This is a genomic window from Corynebacterium breve, assembly GCF_030252165.1.
Lineage (GTDB): Bacteria > Actinomycetota > Actinomycetes > Mycobacteriales > Mycobacteriaceae > Corynebacterium > Corynebacterium breve.
In genome coordinates, this window is sequence record NZ_CP126969.1 from 16079 (window position 1) to 41298 (window position 25220).

At 60.4% G+C, this 25220-nt stretch carries 24 protein-coding genes and 1 pseudogene; 16 read left to right on the forward strand and 9 right to left on the reverse strand.

Annotated features, from left to right (window positions below; translation table 11 throughout):
• On the reverse strand, window positions 1–738 hold the full coding sequence (locus tag QP027_RS00085; protein ID WP_284825166.1) for an NAD-dependent deacylase: 738 nt from the start codon (window positions 736–738) through the stop codon (window positions 1–3).
• Window positions 739–757: 19 nt separating this feature from the next.
• On the opposite strand from QP027_RS00085, the gene QP027_RS00090 reads away from it, so the two are divergent.
• Both QP027_RS00090 and QP027_RS00095 read left to right on the forward strand, forming a co-directional pair.
• A complete protein-coding gene (locus QP027_RS00090) occupies window positions 758–1327 on the forward strand; it encodes an LOG family protein (protein WP_284825167.1) in 570 nt (189 codons plus the stop codon).
• A 22-nt stretch (window positions 1328–1349) separates the two neighbouring features.
• On the forward strand, window positions 1350–3020 hold the full coding sequence (locus QP027_RS00095; RefSeq protein ID WP_284825168.1) for a DUF885 domain-containing protein: 1671 nt from the start codon (window positions 1350–1352) through the stop codon (window positions 3018–3020).
• On the opposite strand, the gene QP027_RS00100 is transcribed toward QP027_RS00095, so the two are convergent.
• The gene (locus QP027_RS00100) at window positions 3017–4033 is read right to left on the reverse strand and encodes an AbrB family transcriptional regulator (RefSeq protein ID WP_432418637.1); all 1017 of its coding nucleotides are present in this window, start codon (window positions 4031–4033) and stop codon (window positions 3017–3019) included. The two genes, QP027_RS00095 and QP027_RS00100, sit on opposite strands and share 4 nt — an antisense overlap.
• Before the next feature lie 15 nt (window positions 4034–4048).
• On the opposite strand from QP027_RS00100, the gene QP027_RS00105 reads away from it, so the two are divergent.
• Window positions 4049–4396 carry a YciI family protein gene (locus QP027_RS00105; RefSeq protein ID WP_284825170.1) on the forward strand — a complete coding sequence of 116 codons (348 nt, stop codon included), beginning with the start codon at window positions 4049–4051 and terminating at the stop codon, window positions 4394–4396.
• Window positions 4393–5127 carry a TSUP family transporter gene (locus QP027_RS00110; protein ID WP_284825171.1) on the forward strand — a complete coding sequence of 245 codons (735 nt, stop codon included), beginning with the start codon at window positions 4393–4395 and terminating at the stop codon, window positions 5125–5127. Before QP027_RS00105 ends, QP027_RS00110 begins: the two co-directional genes overlap by 4 nt.
• Here the strand turns inward: QP027_RS00110 and QP027_RS00115 are convergent.
• On the reverse strand, window positions 5124–7370 hold the full coding sequence (locus QP027_RS00115) for an ATP-dependent RNA helicase (protein WP_284825172.1): 2247 nt from the start codon (window positions 7368–7370) through the stop codon (window positions 5124–5126). The genes QP027_RS00110 and QP027_RS00115 overlap by 4 nt on opposite strands.
• 10 nt (window positions 7371–7380) lie before the next feature.
• Window positions 7381–7698: an ArsR/SmtB family transcription factor gene (locus QP027_RS00120; RefSeq protein ID WP_349293170.1), complete on the reverse strand. Its 318-nt coding sequence runs from the start codon at window positions 7696–7698 to the stop codon at window positions 7381–7383.
• Window positions 7699–7754: 56 nt separating this feature from the next.
• Here QP027_RS00120 and arsB point away from each other — a divergent pair, with 56 nt between their 5' ends.
• On the forward strand, window positions 7755–8822 hold the full coding sequence (arsB, locus tag QP027_RS00125) for an ACR3 family arsenite efflux transporter (RefSeq protein ID WP_284825174.1): 1068 nt from the start codon (window positions 7755–7757) through the stop codon (window positions 8820–8822).
• Window positions 8815–9250: pseudogene (locus QP027_RS00130) on the forward strand (arsenate-mycothiol transferase ArsC). The gene arsB and the pseudogene QP027_RS00130 overlap by 8 nt, the downstream one beginning before the upstream one ends.
• A gap of 64 nt (window positions 9251–9314) precedes the next feature.
• On the opposite strand, the gene QP027_RS00135 reads toward QP027_RS00130, so the two are convergent.
• Window positions 9315–9917, reverse strand: coding sequence for a sugar O-acetyltransferase (locus QP027_RS00135; protein ID WP_284825175.1), 603 nt, complete (start codon window positions 9915–9917; stop codon window positions 9315–9317).
• Between the two features lie 56 nt (window positions 9918–9973).
• On the opposite strand from QP027_RS00135, the gene QP027_RS00140 reads away from it, so the two are divergent.
• The 7 genes from QP027_RS00140 to QP027_RS00170 are packed head-to-tail and all read left to right on the forward strand — an operon-like array spanning window position 9974 to window position 14656.
• Complete coding sequence (locus QP027_RS00140) at window positions 9974–10675, forward strand: SDR family oxidoreductase (protein WP_284825176.1); 702 nt, start codon at window positions 9974–9976, stop codon at window positions 10673–10675.
• An 11-nt stretch (window positions 10676–10686) separates the two neighbouring features.
• The gene (locus QP027_RS00145) at window positions 10687–11322 is read left to right on the forward strand and encodes a LysE family translocator (protein ID WP_284825177.1); all 636 of its coding nucleotides are present in this window, start codon (window positions 10687–10689) and stop codon (window positions 11320–11322) included.
• A gap of 19 nt (window positions 11323–11341) precedes the next feature.
• The gene (locus tag QP027_RS00150) at window positions 11342–11665 is read left to right on the forward strand and encodes a heavy metal-binding domain-containing protein (protein ID WP_284825178.1); all 324 of its coding nucleotides are present in this window, start codon (window positions 11342–11344) and stop codon (window positions 11663–11665) included.
• A 15-nt stretch (window positions 11666–11680) separates the two neighbouring features.
• A complete protein-coding gene (locus QP027_RS00155; protein ID WP_284825179.1) occupies window positions 11681–11962 on the forward strand; it encodes an RNA-binding S4 domain-containing protein in 282 nt (93 codons plus the stop codon).
• A 3-nt stretch (window positions 11963–11965) separates the two neighbouring features.
• Window positions 11966–12754, forward strand: coding sequence for a VOC family protein (locus tag QP027_RS00160; protein WP_284825180.1), 789 nt, complete (start codon window positions 11966–11968; stop codon window positions 12752–12754).
• Between the two features lie 25 nt (window positions 12755–12779).
• Complete coding sequence (locus QP027_RS00165; protein ID WP_284825181.1) at window positions 12780–13823, forward strand: NAD(P)-dependent alcohol dehydrogenase; 1044 nt, start codon at window positions 12780–12782, stop codon at window positions 13821–13823.
• Between the two features lie 41 nt (window positions 13824–13864).
• On the forward strand, window positions 13865–14656 hold the full coding sequence (locus tag QP027_RS00170) for a hypothetical protein (protein WP_284825182.1): 792 nt from the start codon (window positions 13865–13867) through the stop codon (window positions 14654–14656).
• On the opposite strand, the gene QP027_RS00175 is transcribed toward QP027_RS00170, so the two are convergent.
• The gene (locus QP027_RS00175) at window positions 14603–15526 is read right to left on the reverse strand and encodes an alpha/beta hydrolase (RefSeq protein WP_284825183.1); all 924 of its coding nucleotides are present in this window, start codon (window positions 15524–15526) and stop codon (window positions 14603–14605) included. The two genes, QP027_RS00170 and QP027_RS00175, sit on opposite strands and share 54 nt — an antisense overlap.
• A gap of 66 nt (window positions 15527–15592) precedes the next feature.
• On the opposite strand from QP027_RS00175, the gene QP027_RS00180 reads away from it, so the two are divergent.
• Entirely contained in the window at window positions 15593–16189 is a 597-nt protein-coding gene (locus tag QP027_RS00180; RefSeq protein ID WP_284825184.1) for a maltokinase N-terminal cap-like domain-containing protein, read from the forward strand.
• Here QP027_RS00180 and QP027_RS00185 read toward each other — a convergent pair whose 3' ends face one another.
• Complete coding sequence (locus QP027_RS00185; RefSeq protein ID WP_284825185.1) at window positions 16190–18121, reverse strand: M13 family metallopeptidase; 1932 nt, start codon at window positions 18119–18121, stop codon at window positions 16190–16192. It lies immediately after the preceding gene.
• 29 nt (window positions 18122–18150) lie between these two features.
• Here QP027_RS00185 and QP027_RS00190 point away from each other — a divergent pair, with 29 nt between their 5' ends.
• The gene (locus tag QP027_RS00190) at window positions 18151–18741 is read left to right on the forward strand and encodes a hypothetical protein (protein ID WP_284825186.1); all 591 of its coding nucleotides are present in this window, start codon (window positions 18151–18153) and stop codon (window positions 18739–18741) included.
• A 3-nt stretch (window positions 18742–18744) separates the two neighbouring features.
• Window positions 18745–19701, forward strand: a complete 957-nt coding sequence (locus QP027_RS00195; protein WP_284825187.1) for a PrsW family intramembrane metalloprotease — start codon at window positions 18745–18747, stop codon at window positions 19699–19701.
• A gap of 30 nt (window positions 19702–19731) precedes the next feature.
• On the opposite strand, the gene QP027_RS00200 is transcribed toward QP027_RS00195, so the two are convergent.
• Both QP027_RS00200 and QP027_RS00205 read right to left on the reverse strand, forming a co-directional pair.
• Window positions 19732–23172, reverse strand: coding sequence for an arabinosyltransferase domain-containing protein (locus tag QP027_RS00200; RefSeq protein WP_284825188.1), 3441 nt, complete (start codon window positions 23170–23172; stop codon window positions 19732–19734).
• Window positions 23172–25202, reverse strand: a complete 2031-nt coding sequence (locus QP027_RS00205; RefSeq protein ID WP_284825189.1) for a galactan 5-O-arabinofuranosyltransferase — start codon at window positions 25200–25202, stop codon at window positions 23172–23174. The genes QP027_RS00200 and QP027_RS00205 overlap by 1 nt, the downstream gene beginning before the upstream one ends.
• Window positions 25203–25220 lie beyond the last annotated feature (18 nt).

Sequence of the window (25220 nt, forward strand, 5' to 3'; positions counted from 1 at the left end):
CTAAGGCACAAGCAACGGTAACGCTTCCGCGGCCGTGCCTTCGACGACGACAGAGGCGATCGTCGACAAGTCTGTGCGCTGAGGAGTGACCTCGATGATCGGGATGCCGAGCTGATGCGCAACCATGGGCAGCCCGGCGGCCGGGTAGACCACCCCCGAGGTGCCGACGATGACGACCAAGTCAGCTTCCATCATGCGCTTTTCGGCTTCCTCCCATTCGCGCTGCGGGAGGCCCTCACCGAACCAGACCACTCCAGGACGGATGAGGTTGTCGCACAAAGGGCAATGTGGTGGGGACATGGATTCGACGGGTTCCGAGGGTAAGTCGATCTGGCCTTTGTAGGGGCGGGAGCAGATGGCGCAGCGGAAGTCGAAGAGCGAGCCGTGCAGGTGCACGACGTCTTCGGAGCCGGCGCGCTCGTGGAGATCGTCGATGTTCTGGGTAGTTACCGTGACGTGGGCGTTCTTCGTCCACTGGGCAATCGCGCGGTGGCCAGCGTTGGGTTCGGCGCGTCGAACCAGCTCCGCGCGCCACAAGTACCACGCCCACATCGGCTCAGGGTCGCGCGCCCACGCGTCAATCGAGGCCATCGCCTGGGGGTCTACGTTTTCCCACACGCCGGTCTGGGCATCTCGGTAGGTGGCGATGCCAGAGTCGGCAGACATGCCTGCTCCGGTGAACACCTCGACCCGCCGGGCTTGAGCTGCAAGATCTTTCGCCTGATCCACACCGTTCATGGCTACTAGGATAAGCCATATGGTCTCTTCCGTCGCTGTCTATTGTGGCTCTTCCCATGGCACCCACCCCGAGTACACCACCGCCGCCCGCGCAATGGGCACCGCGCTGGCCCGTTCCGGGCTCACCCTGGTGTACGGCGGCGGGAACGTCGGATTGATGGGCGAGGTCGCAGACGCGTGCCTCGACGCTGGGGGAGAGGTACACGGCGTGATCCCGAAGCAGCTCGTCGATAAGGAAATGGCGCACCCGCGCGTGACATTGCACGTAGTGGACACGATGGCCCAGCGCAAAACGAAGATGGAGGAGCTCGCGGATGCCTTCGTTGCGATGCCAGGCGGGATGGGCACGATGGAGGAACTCACCGAGGTCCTTACTATGCAGCAGCTGGGTCATATCAGCGCGCCGGTAGCGTTGCTCGATGTGCGAGGGTTCTGGAATCCTTGGTGTGAAATGATGGACACAATGGTTTCCCGCGGGTTCCTCAATGGAAAATATGCCAATGCAATGATCATCTCAGAAGAGCCAGAAGACCTGCTGAAACAGTTTTCCACCTGGGTAAATCCCGGCGACAAGTGGGCAGAAGTCTAGCAAGGCGATAGACTTGCGACTCATGAGTTCTCAGTCAATCACCACCGACAGTTCTGCCCGCCAGCCGTCGTTGCTTGACGCTACCTGCGAAAACTTTGTCTACGATGTCGCCGAAATCGCTCCCACAATGGCGACGGAGCTGGGATTGGTCGGACACGACGGAGAACTGCAGGACTTCTCCCCCGACTACTGGGATGCCATCGCCGATCGAATCCGTGATCTGATCGCCGACGTTGACGCACTTAACGATGGCACCGATGAATCCGACGATGAAGACGACTTCGATGAGGTTGACCATGTCACCGCCGCGATCATCCGCGACCGCCTTGGCCTCCAGTTGGAGATCCACCACCAGGGCGAATACCTCCGCCTGCTGAACAACATTGAATCACCAGTACAGACCATCCGCGACTGCTTCTCGCTGATGAACCCGGACAATATCGACGCGATCGAGTCGCGCCTATCTAAGGTTCCGCAGTCGCTGCAGGGGTACCGCGAGTCGCTGGCAGAAGCCGCTAGCCAAGGCAATGTCGCAGCTCATCGCCAGATCGACGCCGTTGTCAGCCAGTGCGAAGAGCTTGCCGACGAAGGCAGCCTCCTTGAAGACCTCGGACTTGAGCACGACGCCGCCGCCGTTGCGGGCGCAAAGGAAGCGTTCGCCGAGATGGCCGACTGGCTCTCCACCGAGCTGTCTCCACTGGCGCCCCACGACGACGCTTTCGGCCGAGAGCGCTACGCGATGTTCTCCGAGTACTACATCGGCCACAAGGTGGACCTTGACGAAGCCTATGAATGGGGCTTGGATCGGCTGCGTGAGATCGTCGCCAAGCAAAAAGAGCTTACGCGTTTGCTTTACGACGACGACTGCCCGATCCGTGTCGCCTACCGACGTTTGAACGAAGAGCCACGCTACCTGCTCAAAGGCACCGACGAGCTGCAGGCGTGGATGGAAAAGATGTCGAAGCGCACCATCGCCGAGCTCGACGGCAGCCAATTCACCATCCCGGACGAGATCAAGGTGCTCGAGTGTCGCATCGACCCGGCGGGTTCAGGTGGGATTTTCTACACCCCGCCGGCGGATGACTTCTCTCGCCCGGGCACCATGTGGTGGTCGGTGCCAAAGGGTCAGGAAGTTTTCCACACCTGGCAGGAGCTGAGCACCGTATTCCATGAGGGCGTGCCGGGCCACCACCTGCAGCTAGGAATCACCCTGACCGAGCGCGACAACCTGAACCTGTGGCGTCGCGCCGTGAACTGGAACTCCGGCCACGGCGAGGGCTGGGCGCTCTACGCCGAGCAGCTCATGGACGAATTCGGCCACCTGCAGGATCCGGGCTGCCAGATGGGCATGCTCGATTCTCAGCGCCTACGTGCGGCCCGAGTTGTGCTGGATATCGGCGTGCACCTAGGCAAGAAGGTGCCGGAGGGAACGGGTATCTGGGACGCGTCTTATGCCAAGGCGTTTCTTCGCGACAACACGGCGATGGACGAGGTAAACCTGAGCTTCGAGCTCGACCGCTACCTGGGTCTCGCGGGTCAGGCACCGTCCTACGCGCTGGGGCAACGCGCCTGGGAGAATCTTCGCGACGACGCACTCGCCGAGGGCCAGACCCTCGTTGGGTTCCATGACCGTGCACTGAAGCTCGGCTCCATGCCGATGGACCTGCTGCGCAACGAGGTACTGAACTCCTAAAATCTGCGCAGAATCTTCGGCAGGTAGCCTGCCATGAGCAAGATCGCAATGAGCCGGATCAGCTGAATCGCAATCACCGCTGGTCCGGCTCCACCTTCTGCGGAGAGCGCCAAAACGGTTTCCAGTGCGCCGGGGCTGGTGGCCAGGTAGCCCTCGAAATAGGAGATATTGAGCCACTTGGACACGACCACGCCCATCGCCGCGCACGCACTCATAATGACGATGATGAAGGTGATCGTCGCTGGTAGGAGGCGGGAAAAACGCTGCAGCGCCGGTACCGAAAGGCTGCCGCCGCACACCCAGCCGATGGAGAGAAAAGCGATGATCCCCAACGGTTCAGGTGCGACGATGTCGGCTGGGATGAACTGCGCAATCAGCACTGTGAGCAGCAGTGGGCCGAACACGCTGGGCACGGGGATGTGCAGGAACCGGGCGATCGGCCCGCCCAAGATCGCGATGGCGAGGACTAAGAACCACATCCACCACTCCACGTCGATCCCAGCGACGTGGCTTTCGCCTGGTGCGTCGAGGAAGGAGGCCACGAGCGGCAACGTCATCGAGACAGCAAGAAGGCGAAGGTATTGCGCGAGCGCTACGTAGCGGATGTCCGCACCAAGTTCTTTGGCGATCACGGGCATGACCGACGCACCGCCGGTAAGCGACGACAAAATCCCGGTTTCACGGGAAACGCCAAAGCGGGAGAGCACCATGCCGGTGGCAAAACCGATACCTATAGTGACCGCTGAAACGACGAGGCCGGGCAGGATGTAGTGCGCGAGCTGGCCAAGCGGAACACCGACGATCGGGACAGCGGCCATCACACCGATGATTCCGCGACCAAGCGAATAGAATTTTTCATTCACGCGGAGCTCTTGTTTGGTGCTCAACGCCATGATGCCGGACGCGATGATCGATGCGACGATCCACGCAGCTGGGACATTCAGGTACGAAAAAGCCGCTCCGAGAAGAAGCGACGAAACGATTACGAGAAACCACCTGAACACCCAACACATACTACCGTTTAGGTCATGACTCATTACCTCTTGGCCATCTACCACGATCCAGGCGTGCAGGCATCACAGAGCGCATACAGTTCCGAAGAAGACATGCAGGCAGCCTTTGCCCGCGTCAATGCATTTAACGACGAGCTCAAGGCGGAGGGCAACTGGGTCTACGCTTGCGGGCTCACCGCGCCCGAAGACGCACAGCAGGTCACCCCAACTGGTGAACTTGTGGCTGGCCCGGCTGTCGCAGGGTCGAAGCAGCTCGGCGGCTTTTGGGTCATCGACGCGGCGGACATGGAGGCGGCAGTGGTCGTAGCCAAGCGTGGCGCTAAGGCTTGCGGACAGCCTGTCGAAGTCCGGCCAATGCAATGATCGCGGTACTGCTCGCCGCGGCCGCGTTTGCTGGGTGGGTCGATGCCGTCATCGGTGGCGGTGGCCTTGTGCTGATCCCAGTGTTGCTGGCGACGACCGGCCTGTCGCCGGCCAGCGTGCTTGCGACGAACAAGGTCGCGGCTGTGTCGGGCACCGCGTCAGCTGCGTGGACGATGATGCGTCGCGTGGGCGTGCCTCGTCGGGTGTGGTGGTATGCGCTGATCGCAGGGCTGTGCTCGGCGGGCGGTGCGGCTGCCGCTTCCTTGCTCAACGAGGACGTGATGCGTCCGCTGATCATCGTGCTTCTGATCGCGGTCGGCCTATTCGTGGCACTTAACCCTAAGTTCGGCCAGGGCGACGGGCCGGGAACTGTCACTCAGACCCGGGTGCTGCTTGGCGCACTGCTCGTCGCGTCGATCGGATTTTACGACGGCATCTTCGGGCCCGGCACCGGCATGTTCCTCATCATGGGGTTTACGGCGGTGTTCTCGCAGAACTTCCTCCGCTCGGCAGCGATGTCCAAGGTGGTCAACACTGCGACGAACCTCGGTGCGCTAGTGGTGTTTATCGTCGGTGGGCACGTCGAGTGGGCGCTAGCGCTGATGCTCGCGGTAGCGAACATGATCGGCGCTCAGCTCGGCGCGCGCACGGTCCTTGGCGGCGGAACCACACTGGTCCGGTACGCGCTGCTCACGCTCGTCGTGGTGCTCTGCGTGTACCTGCTGATCTAACTCCGTCGCTTGGTTCGCGCGGTCGCCTGCGCCGTCCACGGGTCCTCGGGCCACGGGTGCTTGGGGTAGCGGCCCCGCATTTCTTTGCGCACCTCTTGGTACGGACCGTTCCAGAAGCTCTCCAGATCATCAGTCACCGCAAGCTCGCGACCCGCCGGTGACAACAGATGAAACAGCACCCGCACCCCGCACACCTCCGGCGACGCAGCCAGCCCGAAGCACTCCTGCAGCTTGACCCGTACGATCGGCCTGCCCGTGGAATAGTCGATCTGCGGATGCGACCCGCTGGGTACTTCGAGCCGCTCCGGCACAAGCTCACCCAGCTTCGCAGCCTCCGGCCAGGGCAGCTGACGTTGCAACGCCGGGTACATGTCGATTTTGCTTATCGACGACCCCTCGGCCACCGCCATCACCTCGGGGGAGTAGTCGCCGTGTTCCATATCCGGCCACGGATCGCCAAGCTGCTCGTGGAGAAAATCCAGCCGATGCTTGAGCGATTGCGCCTTGTCAGACAGCTGGAAATGGTGGAGTTCAAGCTCGCCGAGCGCCTCCGCAGCCTCGGCGGGGGTCAGCCGGACCGGGGTGGATGAGAGCTCGATCGCCCCAATCGCCTTGACCTTGCGTCCACGCACCTTGCCACCCTCTAAGCTCGCGCGGGTTTCCTCGGTGACTAGCTCTGCGGGTTCGCCGGGAAGTGCCGCGGCGGCACGGATCACAGCACCGCGAGCGGTCAGCTGCACCTCGGCGACCGCAATCCATTCGGGGGCGCCCATGTCTACGCCGAGTGTGGCGCGGGTTCCAGCAGCCAGCAGGTACTCGTTGCCGGTGCGCTTGCCGATCCAACCCGGAAACGCCGTGGCGATGACGTCGCCGGCGGGGACGGCGGGGGAGTCGTCGACAAGCTTGGCTAGGCGCTTGACCTGGTTTTGTGGTGCCCGGGTACGTGCGAGATCGCCACCGAGGCCTTCGGCGAGTGCAGCGACGGTGGGAGCCGCACCGGAACCATATGTGACCAGTGCTTTGCCCAGCCGCGGATCGATCGGCATGCGGGCAAGCCGGGTGCCAAGGTCGGTGATGTGGCCCTCCTCGTCGACGGCGCCGAGTGCGCGCAAGGCTTCTTCCGCGTCGGCGATCGCGGGGCCTGGTGGCGGGCTGAGCAATGGCAAGCCAACGCCACGCGGGGTTCCCCAGGCCGCCAGGGTCAAAGCCGCGCCAGTAAGGTCGCTCGTGGCGATCTCTGGAGTAATGTCCGCCTGAAAGTGCTGGTAGTCGGCCTGGGAGTAGGCGCGCAGCACCTCGCCGGGGCCAAGACGACCCGCACGGCCGGCGCGCTGATCGGCGCTGGTGCGGGCTTCGGAGACGGTGACCAGGCCAGTCATAGCGCGTGCTGCGTCGCGGCGAGGAACCCGGGCAAGGCCGGCGTCGACAACGCGGCGCACGCCCGGCACTGTAATGGAGGACTCGGCGATCGTCGTCGCTACCACCACGCGAGAATCACCATTGAGAGCGAAGTCCTGCTCGTGGTTGGTCAGCCTGCCATGCAAGGGAGCGGCATCGGGGAGAGCAGAGCACACCAAGTCCACCTCGCGCGCGCCGGGGACGAAGACCAAGGTGCGGTCGGGGTGGTCGTCGGCAAGCGCGGCAACGTGACGGTAAAACTCGCGCGTGCCTTGCGCGCGATCCTCGTGCGGGTGGTAGCTGATGTCCAGCGGGTGGATGACCGCCTCGGTGGACAGGATCTGCGCGGACATGTGCTGGGCAAGCGCTGCGGCGTCGAGGGTTGCGGACATCGCGGCGAGGTAAAGATCGTCGCGCAGGGCCGCGACTTCCATCACCATCGCTAGGACGAGGTCGGTGTCTAGCTGGCGCTCATGGACCTCGTCGATGACCACGGCACCAATGCCAGCGAGCTCGGGGTCACGCAGCAGGCGGTTGAGCAACACGCCCGGGGTGACAAACTCCACTAGCGAGCCGTCGTGGTGCTCGCCGCGGATGGAATAGCCCACCCGGTCGCCAAGTTGTGACCCGTCGAGCTGGGCTAAACGACGCGCCGCCGCCCGCACAGCCACCCGGCGCGGGGCTGTGACCAGTGTCTTTCCGGCCACGTTGCTGATTGCTGGGGGAAGTAGCGTGGTCTTACCAGTGCCGGGTGGAGCCTCGACAACCAGCGGGCCGTGGGAGGGCAGCTGGTCGATCACATTGGCTACGGGCAGGCCCTTACCGATCCTGGCGAGGTCAAACATGGCCTTGAGATTAGTCCATCTGCAACACGGTTCGGAGCTCGGCGAAAACATCGGGGATCACGCGGTGGGTGACAGTCCGCCCGTCTCGCACCTTTTCGACGAGGCCTTCGTCGGTAAGCCTCTTGAGGTGATGGGACACAGTGGATTGACTGAGTCCTGTGATGTCGGTGAGTTCGTTAACGGTTTTCGGTGCGCAGCTGTTGTCGGTGAGCTCGGAGAGTAGCTGCAGGCGGCTGGGCTCCGCGAGCACTTTGAAGATCGCGGCGTAGCGGGTGGCTTCGTTTTCGGAGAGCGGGCCGGTGCCAAGGGAGCAGCATTCGGTGGACATGCTCCTACTATAGTAAAGTTCATATCGACGCATATCGATATATATTTGAGGGTCCGATGAACAAACAAATGTCCTTCCTTGACCGCTTCTTACCACTGTGGATCATGCTAGCCATGGCGCTGGGGCTGCTACTTAGCCAGATTGTGCCCGGGATCGGCGACGCGCTCAGCGCCCTTGAATTCGACGGCATATCGTTGCCGATCGCGCTCGGCCTGTTGGTGATGATGTATCCGCCATTGGCCAAGGTTCACTATGACAAGGCAGGTGAGATCGCCTCGGACAAGCGGTTAATGGTTGTATCGCTGTTCCTGAACTGGATCCTCGGGCCGTTGCTGATGTTCGCTCTGGCCTGGATCTTCTTAGCCGACGAGCCCGAATTACGCACCGGCCTGATCATCGTTGGGCTGGCACGCTGCATCGCGATGGTGCTGGTGTGGTCCGACCTTTCCTGTGCCGACCGAGAGGCCACTGCCGTGCTGGTTGCGATTAACTCCGTCTTTCAAGTGCTGATGTTCGGCGTGCTTGGCTGGTTCTACCTGCAGGTTCTCCCGGGATGGTTGGGGCTGGATACCGCTTCCGCCGACTTCTCATTCTGGGCGATCGTGAAGTCCGTGCTTGTTTTCCTGGGTATTCCGCTTGCGCTTGGTGTGCTGTCGCGTGTCTTCGGCGAAAAGGCAAAAGGTCGCGAATGGTACGAAGAGAAGTTTCTGCCGGCTATTTCTCCGCTTGCACTGATCGGTCTGCTGTACACGATCGTGCTGCTGTTTTCGCTGCAAGGCGACCAAGTGCTGACCCACCCCGGAGCCGTATTGCGTATGGCGATCCCGCTGCTGATCTACTTTGTCGGCATGTTCGCCATCGCGCTTGCCGTGTCTAAGTTGGCCGGCCTGAACTACGCGAAGTCGTCGTCAGTGTCGTTTACGGCGGCGGGCAATAACTTCGAGCTGGCCATCGCCGTGGCTATTGGCACTTTCGGAGCTTCCTCCGGCCAAGCCCTAGCCGGCACAATCGGCCCGCTCATCGAAGTTCCCGTGCTTGTAAGCTTGGTTTACGTGATGCTGTGGGTTGGCCCACGCCTGTTCCCTAATGACCCCACCCTCCCGAAAGAGAGCTCTTATGTCTAAGGTTCTATTCGTATGTGTCGGCAACGGCGGCAAATCCCAGATGGCTGCTGCTCTGGCGCAGTTGCGCGCGCCCGAGCTGGAGATCCACTCCGCAGGCACGAAACCCGGCACAAAGCTTAACGACGAATCCGTCGCCGCCATCGCCGGTTGGCGCCGACATGTCCGGCGGCGTTCCCAAGGCGATTGACCCGCAGCTCCTGCGCACCGTGGATCGTGTTGTCATTCTGGGCAATGACGCGCAGGTAGAGATGCCCGCAGACGCAGTCGGATCCTTGGAGCGTTGGGACACCGACGAGCCTTCGCTGCGTGGCATCGAAGGGATGGAGCGCATGCGGCTGATCCGCGACGATATCGATGAGCGGGTGCAGAAGCTGGCAGGCGAGCTCAATCCGCAAACTGACCTTTGCACAACGGCCTTTACCAAGTAGCCCGCTGTGGCTCACCCGGTAAAGGCCAGTCTATAAAGGTCAGTTTGCGGCGGCGCGGAGTGTTCTACAGCTCCTGGTCCAACCCCTCGCGCTCCAAAGCAGCGTCGCCCTGATTCAGCTTGCGCACCACAGCGCCCGGCACACCCATGACGAGGCTGTCACTCGGAATGTCCTTGGTGATCACGGCACCCGCGCCGATGACACAGCGATCGCCGATCGTCACACCAGGCATGACCATGACTCCAGCACCGAGCCAGCAGTCATCGCCAATCACGACGGGACGTGCGCGTTCCCACTCCTTCTGACGCATTTCCAGATCGTGAACTGGGTGCTCCACGGTGATGATCTGGCAGCCAGGGCTAAACAGCGTGCGCGCGCCGACGGTCACCTCGGCTGCGTCTAGGATGACGCAGTTGTAGTTGAGAAACGCACCCTTGCCAAATTTGGTGTTTACGCCGTACTCGATGTGGAGCGGCGCCCACACCTTTGGGGCAGCTGACTTAGGGTGAAGGACTTCTTTGAGCAGCTTGTCGGCGGAGGATTTGTCGGTGTTGGAGAGTTGGTTGAATAGGTGCATCTTCTTGGCAGTTTTATTCTTCAGACGCAACGGTTCTTCGCCATCGGGAAGGTACCACTGGCCACTGCGCAGGCGGTCCATATCGTGCATGCGCCTATCCTAAGCAATTCTGTACACAAAAGCTTGGTTAACTGTAGCCTGGCACCATGGAAAAGATCGCAGTAGTAACAGGTGGATCCGAAGGAATCGGCGAGGCGGCAGCTCGCGCCCTGGCCGCTGATGGTTGGAAGGTGTACGTGGCGGCGCGCAGCGTCGATAAGCTTGAAAAGATTGCGGAAGAAATCGGCGGTGTCGCTGTCGAACTCGATGTGACCAGCCAAGAGAGCGTGGACGCGCTGGCGGCACAGCTGGAGCACGTCGACCTGCTGGTGAACAACGCCGGCGGCGCACGCGGGCTGGATTACTTGCGTGACGCCGACCTGGACGATTGGCAATGGATGTACGACGTCAACGTTGTCGGCCTCGTGCGCGTGACCAAGGCGTTGTACCCAAAGCTGATCGAATCGGAAGGCTTGATCATTAACCTCGGCTCGATTGCTGGCTTTACTCCGTACGTGGGTGGTTCCGGATACAACGCGGCCAAGCACGGTGTGCGTGCGCTAACCCGCGCAATGCGCTTGGAGGAAGTGGCGAATCCGGTGCGCATCACCGAGATCGATCCAGGACGAGTCAAGACCGACTTCTCCGTCAAGCGCTTCAAGGGCGACGAAGATCGTGCGAACCAGGTCTACGACGGCAAACTGAACCTCACCGCCGAGGATGTGGCGGAGGCAATCCGCTGGGTCGCCAGCCTGCCTGTGCATGTAAATATCGACACGATGAACATCATGCCGCGGGATCAGGCTTAGACTAAGCTCCCATGACTATCGCCTCGTACGCAGCACTGATCGGAGTGTGGCTGGCAGCAATTATCAGTCCCGGCCCAGACCTATTCCAGATCATCCGCATCGGTGCGAAATCCCGTGCAGCCGGCGTGGCCTGCGCCTTGGGCATCATGCTGGGAAACACGCTGTGGGTCGTCGCATCGCTATTGGGTCTGAGCGCGCTGATCCGTGCGGTGCCCGAGGTCCTTGGCGTGCTGCAGCTCGTCGGTGGCGCATACTTGATCTACATGGGTGCGCAGTCCGTGCGCGCCGGGCTTGCTTCACGACGATCCACCCCGTCCCACACCATCCGTGGGCCAGAGATGTCGTCGCAAAAGGCTTTCGGCCTTGGCTTTACGACGAACCTCTCAAATCCCAAAGCCGTGCTTTTCTTCGGCGCGGTGTTTGCGCAGTTCGTCCGCCCCGACATGGGCTGGGAATGGATGGCGATTATCGCCGTGACCATGGTGGTCATCGGGATCATCTGGTTCGTTCTTTTCGCGCTGCTGGTGCGCGCGATCGCCGCGCCTTTGGAACGCTACGGCCACATCATCGACATTGTGGCAGGTGCAATCTTTATCGCACTGGGGATGTGGATGGTTGTCGAAGGTTTCCAGAGCCTAATTGGCTAGCAGCGCTTATAATTATCGCATGATTCTAACAACGACCAACTCCGTCGAAGGCCGTCAGATCACCGACTACATCCGCATCGTCGCGGGCGAAACCATCATTGGCATCAACGCGTTTAAGGACCTCGCTGCGGGCTTCCGCAACATAGTGGGCGGACGCTCGACCACCTGGGAAGGCGAGGCGATTAAGGCTCGCGAAAACTCGTTGAACGAACTGTGGCAGCGTGCTCAGGAACTCGGCGCAGACGCTGTTGTCGGAGTCAGCTTTGACTACTCGGTCTTGGGCTCTGACAACGGCATGATGATGGTTTCGGTGACCGGCACCGCTGTCCGTCTGGCTCCTTAAGTAAGCTAGGTTCTCATGGGCATTGGTATCCAGGGAAAATCCATCAAACTCGGCCAGTTTTTGAAGCTGGCCAACCTCGCCGATACAGGCGGGCATGCCAAAGAGCTGATCGCCACCGGGTCTGTTGAGGTCAACGGAGAGGTCGTCGAGCAGCGTGGCTTTACGCTTCACGACGCTGACGTAGTCACCGTCGGAGGGGTCACAGCTACCGTCGTCGCCGACGGTGAATTCGGAGACTTTTTCGACGAACGCACTGCAAACGACGACTTCGATCCCGAAAAGTGGAGGAATCTGTAACACATGCCTGCTTTTGAAGCCCGCACCGGAATGCCATATTGGGTTGACCTTTCCACCTCTGAGGTGCGCAAATCGACCTACTTTTACACCAAGGTATTGGGGTGGGAGATCGACGATGCGGCATACCGCACCGCGCGCGTCCAAGGCCTCCCAGTGGCGGGGTTCTTGCCACAGCCTGCGGAGGCAACGATGCCTGACACGTGGGTCACTTACTTCCTGTCCGGCGATATCGATGGAGATACTGCACGGGTCGCCGAGCTGGGCGGGCGTGTTCTCTCCGAACCTATCGAAGTGTCGATGGGCGCGATGAGCCTATGCGTGGACAACGCCGGCGGGCTGTTCGGCCTGATCCAGCCTGCCGGCGAGGACTCCTTCGTTGCTGCGGGCGAGCCGGGCACCCCCGTGTGGCACGACTACACCGCCACCACTGGATTTGAAGAGGTGGGCGATTTCTATCGCAAGCTATTCAACTGGGAAACCGTGACGCGCGACGGATACTCGCTAGTGGTAGAGGAAGGTGGCGCATTCGCAGGCATGCGCGACGCGACGGGGCAGTTCCCTCCGAGCGTTCCGGGTTTTTGGCAGTCTTTCCTTGGCGTGCTGAACATCGACGAGGCCGCGAAGCGCGTTGTCGAATTCGGCGGTGAGGTCATCCGCGGGCCGGAGGACTCCGAGTTCGGACGCCTGTTGTTGATTTCCGATTCCACTGGAGCGACGGTTACTTTGTGCGAGGTCGAGGAGCCTGTCGATGAAGCAGAGCTGTCCGAGTCGGAGTCGATTCTGAACCTGTGACGCGGTCGTCGAGTAGCCTGGCGACATGACTACGACACGCGCCTGGGGTGCCCCTGCAGCTGGTGCCCCGCTGGAACCACTGACCATCACCCGCCGCGACCTGCGTGACGACGATGTGCGGATCGCCATCGAATACGCAGGTGTGTGTCACTCCGACATCCACACCGTACGTGGCGAGTTCGGGCCCCGCGAATACCCGCTGGTGCCAGGACATGAGATCGTCGGAAGCGTGACCGAAGTCGGTAGCGAGGTGACCACATGGCAGGTGGGCGACCGCGTAGGCGTCGGCTGCTTTATCAATTCCTGTGGCACGTGCGATGAATGCGTGGAGGGGGAGGAGTCGTACTGTTCGCGCGGGCCGATATTTACCTATGGCGGGCGTGATCGCTACACCGACGACGAATACTCCCAGGGTGGCTACTCTCAAGAGATCGTAGTGCGTGACGCTTTCGTGGTGAGAATCCCGGATGCGCTGCCGATGGACAAGGCCGCGCCGCTACTGTGTGCCGGTATCACTACCTATTCGCCGTTAAAGCTTTGGGAGGCAGGCCCCGGTAAGCGCGTGGCCATCGTCGGAATGGGAGGGCTGGGCCACGTTGCGGTGAAAATTGCTGTTGCGATGGGCGCAGAAGTGACAGTGTTTTCACATTCCGAAAAGAAACGCGAGGACGCGCTGGCCTTCGGTGCGCAGGACCTATACCCCACCCGTGAGGGGGTACCCCGGGATTTCGCAAACTACTTCGATTTGATAATCAATACCGTGTCCGTGGACTTGGACATTGACGACTATATGAGGCTGCTGCGATACAAGGGTGTATTCGTGCAATTGGGTCTTCCACCTGCGCCGATGGAAACTCAAGCGCGAATGTATACCTCGAAGCGAAGGGTGCTTACCGGCTCATTGGTTGGTGGGATCAGAGAAACGCAGGAGATGCTTGACTTCTGTGCCGAGCATAATGTGACCCCAGAAATCGAACTAATAGACGCTTTTAGGGTCAATGAATCTTATGACAGAACAGTAAACTCCGATGTAAGGTATCGATTCGTTATTGATACCGCAACAATGTAATTGCCCTTCCCTAGGTGCCGGTAGGCAAAGGTGGACATACTTTGAAGAAATTCCTTGGCCTTGTCTTGGCGCTCATCATTGCAGTGGGCCTTGCCCCGGCGGCCTCTGCCGTGTCGTTGACTAACTCGGATGTGAATTCGCGAAGCTCACTTGCCGTGGTGTACTCCGACGGAAGCAGCTCTGCTACTGCCAACGGCTACGAGGCACGCCCGGCACTTTCGCTGAGCAAACTCTACCTGGGCTACTGGGTGATGTACCACGGATCCGAGCAGCACAAATCGCAGGTGGAATACATGCTGCGCGTCTCGCATGACGGTTTGGCCTCGGAGATGGACGCCGCGTACCCTCAGGCTATCGATGAAATCGCCCGTGACTTCAACCTGTCCTCCACGTCCCGCAATGGGTACTGGGGCCAGTCGAGTACCTCGGCGGTGGATGTGGCCCGTTTCGTGCAAAGCATCCGCCCTGATCCTGCCGCGGCGCCTGTGCTGCGTGGTATGACCACCGCGGCACCTGTGGCTAATGACGGCATTGGCCAGAACTTTGGCACCTCCCGTCTGCCAGGAGCATGGGGTACCAAGTACGGCTGGTCCAATGACCTGCACTCATCCACCGCGACCGTTTCCTTCGGTGACGGCTGGGCTGCCGCGACCATGACCTACGGTGACACGCAGGCCAACACCCACGACACGCTGCACGGATTCGGAATGGCACCGGCTGTGGGCCCGCTTCCAGTCCCAGCCCCGGAATTGCCTGAAATTGGCTCGACTATTCCGGAGCTAGAAGTTCCGGAGGAACTCACTGACGTCTTGAACTCGACGACGGGATTCTGACGGAGTAGCAATCCTATGGGTTGAGTGATACTCAATCGTGTGCACGTGATCGTCGCCATCAACTTCTGGTCGGGCGGCGATTTCGTCGTTAAGCGCTACCTGCAACAAGGTCCGAGGCCACTGGCTCGGCGACGGAACCTGTAAGCCTTGTGAGATGTCCTCCGGCAATCCCGCGACAGAGTTGAGATCAGGGAAGGTGAGTACCAGCGCATCGACGTGCGAGGCGACCAGAGTCGCCAGCGCACCACCTGAGCTGTAGCCCCAGGCGGCGATCGATGAGGCAGAGTGGTGCTTCGCGTAACCTATGGCGCCCAGAACGGCCTCGCGGATTTGCGCGAGATTGTATTGAGGGGCAAGCGGGTGATCCACGTCAAGGATCGTCGTGCCGGATAATTCCGCAGCCGCTGCAACTTCGGGGCGCCAGGAGTGTTCCAAGGCGTCGGCGCTGCCTCGCCACCAACCGCCGGAATGGAGTGAAATGGCCCAGCGGCCGGTCGGCTCTGAGGGAGTGAACTGCCGGGCGCCGATTGAAGGGATGTCCTGCATCTGCACGTCGCCGGCGAAAGCGACACCCGGCATCGCGTGATCGACGGCGGTGCCAAGCATTAACATGCTGGCGTGGGTAATACGATCGGGAAGAAGGGCCACGTAGCGGTCGGCCGGGGTCGGATCGCCTGCGCCGCCTTTCCATGGAGGGGTGAAATCAGGCAGCGGGTACGTGGAGTCCATGTAGGACACCAGTTGTTCTAGCTGCTGCTCCTCGGGCAGAGTGCGCTCGACTCCGCCAACGTTGAAATCCTCAGCTCCCTGCTCGTTGAGCGGGTAGTTATCGTCCGGTTGTCCAGGTTGAAGTTCTGAGTGAGATGTCATGGCCTCAAGCGTAGGCGAGAAACAAAGACTAGATTCGGAATTAGCATCCAAATCTAGGAGGACACGATGTTTTCACCATCCAAAGAGGAGCTGGCCAAGCGATTCGGAGCAATCCATGACCTAGTTGGCTCGTACACTTTCGACGATCCTGCAAACCAGGTTGGTATTGAGACTCTGGTGGGCAACGACCTTGATGGCCGCCTGATGCAGTTCCCCGTCACCTACATCGCAGAAGACACCCACTCAGAAGCAACGCTGGCGGAGATTGACCATTCGACGCTGGGCAAGCGCTTTGTCGTTCCAGCAACGGCGAGCGAGACCGCGGTGCGCGAATATATCCGCGTTATTCTCAACGGCACAGAAGGAACAGCAGTAGCAGCAGAAGAAGCCCCTGCGATCGAGGTAGAGGGCTCGGGCGAGGGTCCGGCTGAGATCGGCGAGGTCGTGCTGCGCGAGTTCACCCGCCAGCGTGCGACCGGTACCGTCGTCGTCGACGGCAAGGTTCGCTCCTTCTTCCTGCGGATCCCGAACCTGCTGACCCACAGCAAGGAAATCGCTACCGGCCACACGACCTCGCGCCTGCGCCTGACCGGCTGGAAGGCCGGTGCCCCAGAGGACACCCGCATTCTTGCAGAATTGTCCTGGGGTGACCTGCAGAAGTAACTACCAAATGGTGACGCGGTCCTCCGGGGCGATCCACATCTCGGAGTCCGACGTCACCTCAGGGAACGCTTGGTAGAACTCGTCAACATTGGCAACGATCTTGTTGCACCGGAACTCAGCCGGGGAGTGCGGGTCGATTGCCAAGTACTGGTGCGCCATTTCTGGGCGGATCGCCGTGCGCCACACTCGGGCCCACGCGAGGAAGAGACGCTGCATGCCTGTGTACTTTTGCTCATAGAGAGCAGGCTCGGCCTGTTCGACCTGGAATTCTAGCTCAGGCCCATCGTCGAGCCCTTCGTCGGCGAGGTACAGCTTGTACGCCACCACGGCGATGCCGAGTCCGCCGAGGTCGCCGATGTTCTCGCCTAGGGTGAATTCACCGTTGACACCATCGACGCCTTCTTTGCCCTTCAAAACAGCCGGGATTAGGCCGTCATATTGCTCGACCAATTTGCCGGTCAGCTCGTCGAAAGCCTCTCGGTCTGTGTCGGTCCACCACGAGTTGAGGTTGCCTAGGCCGTCGTAGCGTGAGCCCTGGTCATCGAAGCCGTGGCCGATCTCGTGGCCGATGACTGCGCCGATCGCACCGAAGTTCTCCGCTGCGTCCGCATCGGGGTTGTAAAACGGTGGTTGCAGGATTGCTGCTGGGAAAGTGATGTCATTGACCACCGGGTTGTAAAACGCGTTGACAGTCTGAGGAGTGGTGACCCATTCGTCGCGGTCGGCAGGTTTGCCCACCTTTGCCAGCTGGTACTCGTGTTCAAAGGCCGCGCCTTTGCGCACATTGTCGACGAGCAGCTCGCCCGAGGTATCAAACTCAAGCCCTTCGTAGCTGCGCCACATATCCGGATAGCCGATTTTCGCCTTGAACTGGGCAAGCTTTTCGATCGCGCGGGTGCGGGTTTCTTCCGTCATCCATTCCAGCTGACTGATGCGCTCGCGGTAGGCGCGGGTGAGATAGCCAACCAGAGTGAGCATGTCTTCCTTGGACTTGGCAGGGAAGTGCTGATCCACGTAAGCCTTGCCGATTTCCTCACCGACTAAGGATTCTGCGAGACCGACGCCACGCTTCCAGCGGTCGCGCTGCTGGGTCGCCCCAGAGAGCTTGGTCCCGTAGAACTCGAAGTTCTTCGCGCCGATTTCTTCGGCAAGTAGGCCTGCGCGGGAACGAAGAATGCACCAGGTTGCCCACAGCTGCCAGTCCGCGAGGTGCTCTGGGCGCAGCATGCCTGCGAGGTGCTCAGTGTAGGACGGCATCATATTGATAACGCGCCCAGTGGTGACACCGGAGCCAGACAGTAGCTTCCTGATCACGTCAGGCAAGTCTTCGACCTCGACTGGGTTGTAGGTCGCCATGGCATCGCGAGACTGCACTACGTCCCAGTGGCCAGAGGCAAGCTCAGTCTCCAAGTTGACGATGCGCGTCGCGGCGGCATCTGCAGGAAGACCAAATAGGTTCGCCGGATCGAGGAAGCCGAGCATTTCCGCAACGTGCTTGCGGTACGCCTCTAGGGTTTCGGCGTGGGCCTCGGAACGGTAGTAGGCCTCGTCTGGCAGACCCAAGCCGGACTGAACAAGGTAGGCCACCGCGTTCTCGCCCTGCGAATCCTTTTCGATGAAGTACGTCAAAGGTGCGCCGACTCCGTCGCGCTCGAGCCGGCCAAGGTTGACGGCGAACTCATCGATGTCTTTGACCGAGAGGGCCGAGAGATCGTCGTCAAGCGGAGCAACGCCACGAGAGTTGATCGCATCGGTATCCATGAAGCTGGTGAACAGGTCGGTCGCGCGACCCGCTCCTGCGTTGACTAGTTCATGGACTGCTGCTTCGGCGTCGTCGCGAAGTGCATGGAATGTACCGTCGACCCCACGATCATCAGGAATAACATGATTCTCAAGCCACGGGCCATTGACGAATTGATACAGGTCGTTCATGCCCCCAGCCTAGCGATTAGGCTTGGTTCATGTCTTCATTTCGCTTCGCTCCGGCGCACACTGGCAGACTTTTCGCGGCATCGGTCACGGCGCTCATCGTCGTACTGGCGCTCCCTGCGATTCTTGTCGCCACATTGCCTGAACCGCACCGCGAACGCGAGCAAGTGAAAATCACGTCCGTGAATACCGACTGGAAAGTCACAGTGCCACACCTTCTCTGCGAAAGCGACCCCTACGCGATGTCAATGCAAGGATGGACATGCGGTGACACAAGCGTGCAAGTAGCCAACACCGAAGCCACCGACGACCCCGAGCGCACGCTGCGTCGCCAGGTCAAGGCCTACTCCATGCTGGAGTTTGGAGAAGAAGGCGATGTCATCTCCGTCGATGACAATTTCCTCTACTACTCGTCGGGAGACGCGTTCGGGCAAAACCTGACCACCGTGGGTATGACAGTGAAAGGCACTGACGACGATGTGCTGTTCGTCCTGATTGATGGATCCGACGAAGAGGACGTAGCCATCGTTGGCAGCCAGATTTGGGAGGCAATGACGGGTAAAGCGCTCGACTCCGATCTCCTGGAACCTCCCGCGCAGATCACAAAGTACGAGGAGCTCTAAACGATGTCGAAGCTATTCCAAATCTCCATGATCGTAGCGATCGTGCTCACGTTGCCCGTGCTGGTCGGCAGCCTGGTCCAGCTGCTGATGATCTCGCCGGCGGCCGCTTGGGCCAACATCGGCATCGCAATCTTCTACATCGGCGTAGTCGTAACACTGCTCCGGTTCACTCCGTTGTGGCCTCGCTGGCAGGGTGCTCGTGGCCACACCGGTGTCTGGTGGGTCCTGTGCGCGCTCCTGTGGGGCGGCTCGGTGGCGCCCGCTTTGGTGTTCGCCGGCGGGCTGTCTAACACGGATCTCGCGCTCACGCTGAACTGGGAGGACTCCATAATGTCCTTCGGCGGTGCGTGGCCCGAGGAACCCACCAAAGCGATCGGTGTGCTTTTCGTCCTGCTCGCTTTCCGACGACTCCATCGCCCCTGGCACGGTTTCGTCGTCGGCATGATTGTGGGCTTAGGATTTGAGACCGTGGAGAACGTCCTCTACGGCTCCATGGGCGCGATGTATCACGCGGAAAGTGACCTGTACGGGATGCTGGAAATGTGGGGTCTGCGCATGGTTTACGGGCCGTTTCTGCACATCGCCATGACCGGAATCGCTGGGTGGGGTATCGGTTTGGCGCTGTTCGTTGCAGTCCGCAGTTTGTGGTGGCGCTTGCGTGTTTTCGCCCTTTACTTTGGCGTAGCGTTTTTGGCGCACTTCATCTGGAACTACTTGCCGGAGTCGTCGATGGTGCACAACTTCACCCTTGGTACCGCGGCAGTATTGCTCTATGGAACGTGGCTGTTCGTGTGGGTGCGGGCGTGGCAGATGATGCGGGCCGACCACGGCTACGTGTTCACGCAAGGCGCTCTGACATCGCTGGCAGAATTGCCCGCATTGCCGGCCCCCAAACTAGAACCCGAATTACAGATGCCGAACGCCCTAGAGGCGGCGACGGGGTCGTCGACAAGCGTCTAGGGCGTTCGGGTTCTGCCGTTCGGGAGGTGGCTAGTTCACGTCGCGGATCTTCATATCGGACGGGTGCCACAGGCCGGAGCGGCTGATTTCCTCGTGTTTGATGTCGGCCAAGTCCGGCGTGACTCCCTGGGAATTGGTGCGCTGCTCGTATTTAGCAACAGAGCCCCAGTCACGGTGCCAGTCGTCCTTGAGGTATGCGGGGATCTCGTAGGAGTAGTTCACGGCTTCGGCTGTGGCCAGCGAGCCGCCACCCAGGAAGTCCATGAAGCCCGACAGTGCAGCCTTGCCCGGAGCATCTGGCGAGATGCGGTACTCGGGAATCTCGGTCACGCCCGCGTAGTGGTTAAACGTGCGCTGACAAGGGAACTGCAAGGACACGGACCAATCCAGCAGGGTGGGGGTGTCTGCGGAGATGAGGTCCGTCATCGGTGCGAGCTCCGGTGCGCGAGGCGGGGTGAGTGCGATCCAGTCCTCTTGGGCCAACGACATGTCAGCGGCGACGATGCGAACCACGTCGGCATCCTCCGGCAGATCTGCGATCGGGTAGCGCAGGTTGCGCCATGATGGACCTTCACCGGCATCGAGCATTTCGAGCTCGCCGAGCTTCTTGGCCTTGCCATTGTCGCCGAGCTTGCCATATTCGAGGAGCAGCTCTTCGCCTTCCTGAAGTACTCCGTTGATGTCGTGGTACTCCGCCTTACCGGCAACAGAAACGACGATGAGTGGGGCGGTCTCGGTAGCTTCGGGGACCTCGTACCACTCAGTTTCAATCTTTGCGGTTCCACGTGGTTTGTCCTCCCACGAGCCCACAACAGGGATGCGCGTGTAGTCCAAGTTGAACGGTAGGTTCACGGTGGAGTTATTCACACCGGTATCACCTTCAGCGCGCTTACCTTGTGTACCACCTTCGGAGGTGGACTGGTTGGCGGTGGTCTCGGCGTCGGTGGACGTCTCATCCGTGGTAGCGGGCGCGTTGACTGCATCAGCTGCGTCGGTGTCGGTATCGCCGGTGGTGCGGGAGTCGGTGTTGGCGTTGCCGGATGAGGTCTGGGAGTCGCGGCCGATGGCGCCGATCGAGGCGGAGTCCATGTTCTCTGGCTCGATGAACTCCGGCACGCCGTCAGGGTGGAACCCGCGAATCTCGCCGGATTCCAGGGACTTGCCCAGGGGCACCCCGTTGATGGGGGTGAGGAAGGAGTCGTTGGTGTTGGTCTCCATCAGGGCGTCAGAGGCGAGGCCACAGGAATTTCCACCCAGGGCGCGCACGTTGCCCATGCCCACAGAGTATGACGGTGCTTGATCGATGAACGCCTTGGCAAAGGAAAGCATAGAGAAAGCGACCATCGCGATTGACATGACAGCGATCGGTGCCGTCATTAGAGTACGGAACCTGCCACCCTCCTTGGCCTGGGCGGCCTCGAACTCTGCGACAGTGCCCGTCTCTTCAGCCTTCGCGCGGTGGTAGGAGTCGCGGAACGTCTGCCAAATGCCGATGGCCAGGGTGATCAATGCCAAGAGCAGCACGACGGTATTCGCCTCGATGCCCTTGATCTGGACCGTCTTATCCCACCAAGGAATAGCAAAGGACGAGACGTACCACCAGGCGTTCCAGCCGGCCAGAGTAATGGCCATCAGGAACAACACGGCAGCCAGAGTGAGGGTACGAGCGCGAGCAGATTTCACTGCTATTTGCGAAAGTACAACTGCACCCAGTGCGGCGATGGCACCTGCGATACCTGCGTAGATACCAAAGTGGTGGGTCCACTTGGTCGGGGTGAACATCAGGAAGAACATCGACATCGCGACGATCAACAGCATGCGCTTTGTCGGGTCCTTGGCCGCACCTGGGACCTTGCCGTAGCGAGATACGCTCCAGACCACTAGACCCAGGCAGAACAGCATCGTGAACATAGCAAAACGACGCGACATCGATCCGTCAACCGCTTGCTGGAACAACGTGCCGTAGCGGACCCACTCGGAGTACCACTCCAGCGCTGGTCCGACTTCGCCACGCACGCTGGTGGATTCTAGGACACCGGCGAGGGTCTGATCAGCGAACACTGGGACCAAGATGGTGGTGCCGGCAGCCAGGAACGGAGCCACCCACGCGTACCACGGTGCGTGACGACGACGCGCGCGCAACACCTGGAAAAGCCAGGGTAGAGCGACCAAGAATACGCCCACCGCCATAAGACCCGTTGGTCCGCACGACAACGTATAGGTGGCAAAAATGGTGCCGATTGCGGCCGGGAACAGTCGGTTTGTCGCGATGGCACGCTCGAAGGATGCCCAGGTGGCCAGCACACCGAGCGCGATAATCGGCTCTGGGCGAAGGCCGTTGTTGTAAGGCAGCCAGAATGCGAGGAACATGAACGCGGCTGTCCAGTAAGCCATGCGGCGTTCGCTGATGGCGGTGCCTAGCCGTGGCAGGATCTCGCGGGAGAGAATCCACCAGGTAAGGATGCCGGCGATGAGCGTCGGTACGCGCATCCACACCGATGCCGTGGACACCTGCGAGAAGGCCGCGAGTAAGTCATAAAACGGGGAACCGAACGGAGATTCAGGTACGCCGTACCAGCGGTAGTAGTTTGCCATGTAGCCGCTCTCGTTGGAAGCGCGGGCCATGGTCAAAATAAATCCATCGTCCGAGGTGTTTGCGCCGAGGAAGTGCCAGAAGCCCAAGACAAACAACACCAGGCCGTCGAGCGGCTTGAGCGTGAACCACTGCTTGCGCAGGAATGGGATGCGGCGGCCATCGAGTCCGTCCATGCGCCACAGGGCGAGCAGCGACACGATCGTCAGCACCATTCCAAGCACCATCGCGGTGAGCTTTAGCGCAGACGGGGCGGAGGTAAATCGCGAGTTGATTTCAACGTCAGCTGATAGACCAGCGTCGATCAGAACAGCAGCTTCCGCGTCGATCTCGGTGTAAATACCCGTGACCTGCGGGCGCAGATCGTCCTCGACCTCTTCCGAGAACTTTGTCCCAGGGATGTCTGCCATCACGCCGTCCTCGGTAGCGGTGATTTCGAGCACGGCGTCGTCGTCAAGCGTGGCGGCTTCTTCGGCGGTGATTTCGAAGACAACGTCGTTCAACGAGCTCACGCTGAGCCCGCCGCCTTCCGTGGCGGTGACGAACAGGCCACGGTCGTAGGCCTCGGTGGAGGCATCGGGCAGGGTGCCGATGACGGTGGATTGGCCCTCGTGGAGGTGCTCCACCGCCTGAAGCGGAACCGACAACTCGAGCTTTTCAGGCGCCAACGAAATAAGTGGTGCGTTGACAGAATTCAGCGAGTTATTCTGCGGCCAGCTAAACGACGATTGCGTCTGGTTGACGGGCAGAAAAGGTGTTGCGACAAACAGGAGGAACGCGAGCACGCCTGTGATGATGGCTGTGTTCTTCAGCCATCCGGGAGCCTGCGCTGGCTGGGAAGATTCTTGCACGGTAGTCAATTCTAGGTCTTTGGTCATTACTGCTGAATACGAGTGGTTACGACGAACGGGCCGATCTGAGTGGTGGCCCAGTAATTGCTGGAGAAAACTTCGGGGTTGAAGTAGACAGCTTCGTAGCGAACATTGGGCTGGTTCGGGAAGATATCAACAGCGACGTGGCTCTTCCACTCGGTGGCTGAATCGTCGACCTTCCCTTTGAAGATGAACACATCTGGTGTCTTCCAAGGAGCGGAGTCGAGTTCTTCGATGAACTTTTCCGGTGTGGCACCGACGTCAAATGAGGTCTGAGCCCAGCGGTTCAGGGCGTCATTGCGTGTGTCGAATTCGCCGAGCGGGTTGGCGTAGTGGCTGGTAAAAGCGTTGAAGCCGTGGTACGGGTAGTACGCCATGAAGTTGATCTCGTCGGTGAATACGACGGTTTCTGTCGGCTCGTAGCCGTGGCGACGAATGGTTTGGTCAATATCCGAGTAGTAGCGACCAGCGTCGGGGGAGAAGCGGTCGGCGCGTTCGCCGTAGCCGTCGGTGTCTTGATACGCCTGGTCAATGAAAGACTGGTTCTGGGCCGGGATCTGCTGCACGTAGAACAGTCCAGCGAGGGAAACGATGACGACGAAGGCACGCGTGATTCGCTGGTTGGTTTTCAGGGTGAAGCGATCTGGGTAGAGATACTCAAAGCCCAAGAGACGAAGTTCTGCGAGCGCCAGAACACCTGCGGTTGACATAAACAGCACGATCAGGGTTTCCATGCGGAAGCCCAGCAGGGTCGTGCCGGCGAGTGTGGCCACCTTGGAAGCAAGCGCCCACAGATAGAACACGCAGGTAGCTACGGCGAGCATCCGGATCTCGGGATCACTAAAACGAATCAGCATGTAGATCAAGCCAGCTAGGCACAGGAACCCGATGACCGAGAAGGTCAAGAACGGAACAGGGAACTGCGTATCTTCCGTCGGCAGGTAGTGCGGCGCGGTGGACGAAACGTGAGGGGCACCGGTGAGAACCTCCCACACGTATGGTCCCCAGCCGATCAACGCGATTGCGATCGCCCCGAAGCCGATCACGAGCAACTGGCGCAATGGCACGAAACTGCGGGCGAACACCACCGCTGTCAGGGCAGCTAGTACGACGACCGACAATGCCAGCACGCCGGTAAAGAGCGTGTAAAACAGCGCAGAAACACCGAGGTAGAGCATCACCGCGAACGTGGCCGGCCAAGAGCCACGGAACGCGCGGTGCAAGACGATGGCCATGGCGGGGGCATACATGCCGACGACTGCCGCATATGGCTCCTCGGGCGTCATGACCAAGATGATGCTGACGGTGACCAGCGCCAGTGCCGTGGCAACGGGCAGCGAGCCGAGGATCTTGCGCCACAGCGGCACGAGCGTCGCAGCGACGATGGCCATGGAAATCAGCGCCCACGGCTGATAGACCTCCCAGCCCGGAAGGTTCAAAATGTTGGCTAGACGTCCACCGAGCCAGAACCACCCAATTGGGTAGTAGGTAGGCATGTCGATGTAGTTCATGTCCTGGTTGGTGATGGTCTCCGTCATACGCGACAGGAACTGCGTGCGGAAACCCTGGTCAACCTGGATGCCGTCGAGATAGAGCTTGGTAGCAGAGAGTGGAATGCCCAACGACGTAATGACTAGGCCGGTCGGCGCCAGGGAACACAGTGCCTCGGTGAGCACTGTGCGCCAGCGCGGACGGGGGCGATTTTCACGATTATCTTTCAGCCACAGCAGACAGAACACAACCACCGTGACCAAGATGATGAACGAGCCGGCGGTAGCCAGCGCAGGCGTCACGTTGGATGTGTTGAAAGCAGGAAGAGAAGAGGCGCGCAGGATATACCAGGCCACCAACGTCAAAAACCCACCCAAGAACCCGTACAGCGCGAAGGCTAGAACGGTCGCCCGAGTGGACACCTTGTCTGGTGCGTATTCGGTCGTGAGCAAGGGTGGGGCTAATTCCTCGCGTGCCGACGAGCGCGAGTGCACGTCGGCAGCGGTGGACTTTCCTTCAATCGGGTCCGTGGGAGAAACGGTCATACCTGATAGTCTCCCACA